The organism is Streptomyces sp. SID9727 (assembly GCF_010550605.1).
In the GTDB taxonomy this organism is placed as follows: domain Bacteria; phylum Actinomycetota; class Actinomycetes; order Streptomycetales; family Streptomycetaceae; genus Streptomyces.
The window spans coordinates 1-3,517 of the sequence record NZ_JAAGNI010000097.1 but is presented as its reverse complement, the minus strand read 5'-3'; the positions used below and the strand labels follow the sequence as shown (position 1 = coordinate 3,517).

Below are 3,517 nucleotides of genomic sequence, written 5' to 3'. Positions count from 1 at the left end.
GGGCGGCGGGGGCGCTGCTCGGCTGCGCGACGGCCCTCGCCGGGCTGGTGTACTTCGCGGCCGCCGGTACGCTCCTGGGCCCGCTGCTGCTGTGGCCCCGCACCCGGGTCCCCGCGCGCCGCCTCCTGGTGGCGGGGGCGAAGAGGCTGGCCGAGGTGGAGCGGTGGCGCCGGACCTCCCTCTTCGGCGACCGGTTCCCCGCGCACCGCGCCTCCGACCAGCAGGTCCTCCGCTATCTGGCCGGCCGCGTCTCCTCGGGGCTGCTGTGTGCGGTGGTGACCGCGCTGCTCGGGTTCGGCCTGGTGCTGGCCGGGCTGCTCGCCGCGGGCGTGGCCCGTGGCACGCTCGGCTGGGGCGAGTTGCTGACCCAGGCGGTCCTGGGCTCCGTCCTGCTCTTCCTCGACGCGCAGGGGCTGTTCTCGCTCGCCGCGCTGGACGCCCGGCTCGCCCGGGAGTGCTTCGGGCCGGACGAGCGGGAGTTGCTGAGGCGGCGCATCGGTGAGCTGGCGGCCAGCCGGGCCGCGGTGGTGCGGGCGGTGGACCGGGAGCGGCGGCGCGTCGAGCGCGATCTGCACGACGGGGTCCAGCAGCGCCTGGTCGCGCTGGCGATGCTGCTGGGCCGGGCCCGCCGCGCCCGGAACGCCGGCCGCGCCGACGCACTGCTGGCACAGGCGCACCGGGAGGCGGGCGAGGTGCTCGCCGAACTCCGCGAGGTGGCCTGGCGGGTGTATCCGACGGCCCTGGACAGCGTGGGGCTGCGGGAGGCGCTGGGCGGGGTGGCGGAGCGCTGCCCGATCCCGGTCCGGGTGGCGTACGAGGTGTCCGGAGAGCTGCCGTCGCCCGTGGAGACGGCCGCGTACTTCGTGGTGTCCGAGTCCGTGAACAACGCCGCCAAGCACTCGGGGGCCCAGGGCATCGTGGTGGGCGTGGCCCGGCGGGACGGCGTGCTGACCGTGCGCGTCCGGGACGACGGGCGCGGCGGCGCGGACCCGGACGGCGGCGGGCTGGCCGGACTGCGCGGCCGGGTCGCCGCGATCGACGGCATGCTGGACGTCCACAGCCCCACCGGGGGCCCCACCACCGTGACCGCGGAGCTGCCGTGCGTGTGATTCTCGCCGAGGACTCGATCCTGCTCAGGGAGGGCCTGGTCCGCCTGCTCACCGAGGAGGGCCATGAGGTCCTGGGCGCGGTGGGTGACGCGGAGTCGCTGCTGTCGCAGGTCGCGGCGCACGCGCCGGACGTCGTCGTCACCGACATCAGGATGCCGCCCACGCACAAGGACGAGGGGTTGCGCGCGGCCGTGGAGATCCGGGCGCGGCGGCCGGACGTCGGCGTGCTGGTGCTCTCCCAGTACGTGGAGCGGAACTACGCCGCCCGGCTGCTCGCCGAGAACGCGGAGCGGGTCGGGTATCTGCTCAAGGACCGGGTCGCGCAGGTGGAGGAGTTCCTGGACTCGCTGGAGCGCATCCACGCGGGCGGGGCCGTCTTCGACCCGGAGGTCGTACGGCAGTTGGTCATCCGCAGCACGCACGGTGATCCGCTGTCGCGGCTGACCCCGCGCGAGCGTACCGTCCTGGAGGCGCTGGCGCAGGGCCACACCAACGCGGCCATCGCGCGGAAGCTGCACATCTCGCTGAGTGCCGTCGAAAAGAACCTCAACGCCGTCTTCGACAAGCTGGGCCTCGCGCACACCACCGGCTACAACCGGCGTGTCCTCGCCGTGCTGCGCTACCTGGAGGCGTGAGTCCTCAGTGCCAGCCGGCCGAGCCGGGCGGGTCGCAGAGTTCGAGGACGACCTCGCCCGCTACGGAGGTGCGGCCGCCGGCCGGGCGTACCCGGTCGCCGACGTTCACGAGGTGCGGGGCCGCGCCCACGATCCGGCAGCGGTAGACGAAGCCCTCGGGGAAGCGGACCAGGGACTCGTTGCGCATGATGCGCGAGTAGCGGTTGACGACGTTGGAGCGGATGACCACGCCGTGGCCGTCGCTGTGCGCGGACCGGAGATCGCTCGACGCGCAGACGGGGCACAGGAGTTTGCGGAAGGAGGCGGTGTGGCACCAGCGGCACACCTGGTAGACGAGCCCTTCCTGGCTGTCCGCTTCCGCCGCGTCGCGAGCCGGCCGCCCCATCACGTCGATTCCGGTACTGAACACGTTCCGCCTCCCGCGCTCGACTCGGTGCGCCGCACCTTCGACGACGGCACACCGGCACCGTATGGCACTTAGTTCCAGGAGTAAAGGCACTGAGTGCCGCAACATGTGGCCGGGGCCTCAGGCGGTGCCGAGCGCGGACTCGATGTGCTGCACCACGCGCCACATCGGTGCGCCCTTGCGCGCGACCATGACGATCACCTCGTCGTCGCCCGCGGAAGAGGTCACGGCGGCGGATTCCGGCTCCGGCTCCGGTGCGGGCGCGACGGGCCGCGGCTCCGCCCCGCCCCACACCGCGCGCACCAGTTCGAGGGCCCGGTCCACCTCGGCCCCCGCGTCGCCCTCGCCGCCCGAACGCAGCCAGGACCGCAGCCCGTTGTTGTGCGCGGCGACCACCGAGGCGGCGATCACCTCGGCGCGCAGCGCCGCGTCGGGTCCGGCGTCCGGGTCCCCGGCCCAGCGCCGCTCCAGATAGCCGGCGAGGGTCCGCTCGTAACGGCGCACCACGGACAGTTCGTACGTGCGCAGCCCGGGCACCTCGCGGGTGAGCCGGTAACGCTGCACGGAGAACTCGGGCTTCTCCGCGTACATGCGCAGCACCAGCCGGGCGCCGTCGCACACCGTGGCGACCGGGTCCGCGCCGTCGGCGTCCGCCAGGAACGCGGTCATGTCGGCGAGGCACCGCTCGTGGTCGGGGAAGACCGCGTCCTCCTTGGACGGGAAGTAGCGGAAGAAGGACCGCCGCCCGACCCCGGCCCGCGCGACGATGTCGTCCACCGTGGTCCGCTCGAACCCGCGCTCCAGGAAGAGGGCGAAGGCCGCCTCGGCGAGCACGTCACGCATGGGGGGCTTCTTGGCCGGCCGGCGGTCTTCGGTCATGCCGGAAACGTAACACCGAAAGCAGTCCCCTGACACCGGGTACCTTTACGAAGGGTACTGAGTGCCATAGGATTCCCGCAGGACACCACCAGGTACAGGGAGAGCCGGCGTGAGCTTGAGGATCGTTGTCTGTGTGAAGTACGTGCCCGACGCGACCGGTGACCGGCATTTCGCCGATGACCTGACGTTGGACCGTGAGGATGTCGACGGTCTGCTGTCGGAGCTGGACGAGTACGCGGTCGAGCAGGCGTTGCAGATCGCGGAGGCGGCTGACGACGCGGAGGTCACCGTGTTGACGGTGGGTCCGGAGGATGCCAAGGACGCGTTGCGCAAGGCGTTGTCGATGGGTGCGGACAAGGCGGTTCACGTCGAGGACGACGATCTGCACGGTACGGACGCGCTGGGCACGTCGCTGGTGCTGGCGAAGGCGGTCGAGGAGACCGGGTACGACCTGGTGATCTCGGGGATGGCGTCGACGGACGGCACGA

General features: G+C 72.6%; 4 protein-coding genes and 1 pseudogene. 3 read left to right on the top strand and 2 right to left on the bottom strand.

Features of this window, described 5'->3' with window-relative positions:
- The coding region (locus tag G3I41_RS05895; protein WP_164399243.1) for a histidine kinase at window positions 1-1,109 on the top strand (1,109 nt) is incomplete at its 5' end.
- Window positions 1,100-1,744 carry a response regulator transcription factor gene (locus tag G3I41_RS05890; RefSeq protein ID WP_164399242.1) on the top strand — a complete coding sequence of 215 codons (645 nt, stop codon included), beginning with the start codon at window positions 1,100-1,102 and terminating at the stop codon, window positions 1,742-1,744. The genes G3I41_RS05895 and G3I41_RS05890, both read left to right, overlap by 10 nt.
- Before the next feature lie 4 nt (window positions 1,745-1,748).
- Here G3I41_RS05890 and G3I41_RS05885 read toward each other — a convergent pair whose 3' ends face one another.
- Window positions 1,749-2,153, bottom strand: a complete 405-nt coding sequence (locus tag G3I41_RS05885) for a hypothetical protein (protein ID WP_164399241.1) — start codon at window positions 2,151-2,153, stop codon at window positions 1,749-1,751.
- A 117-nt stretch (window positions 2,154-2,270) separates the two neighbouring features.
- Window positions 2,271-3,029: a TetR family transcriptional regulator gene (locus tag G3I41_RS05880; RefSeq protein ID WP_164399240.1), complete on the bottom strand. Its 759-nt coding sequence runs from the start codon at window positions 3,027-3,029 to the stop codon at window positions 2,271-2,273.
- Between the two features lie 109 nt (window positions 3,030-3,138).
- Between G3I41_RS05880 and G3I41_RS05875 the strand changes: the two are divergent.
- Window positions 3,139-3,517: pseudogene (locus tag G3I41_RS05875) on the top strand (electron transfer flavoprotein subunit beta); the annotation flags it as partial.

Bases quoted from the DNA above. Each gene is read 5' to 3' on its own strand.
- G3I41_RS05880 (WP_164399240.1), bottom strand. From the start codon at position 3,029: ATGACCGAAGACCGCCGGCCGGCCAAGAAGCCCCCCATGCGTGACGTG.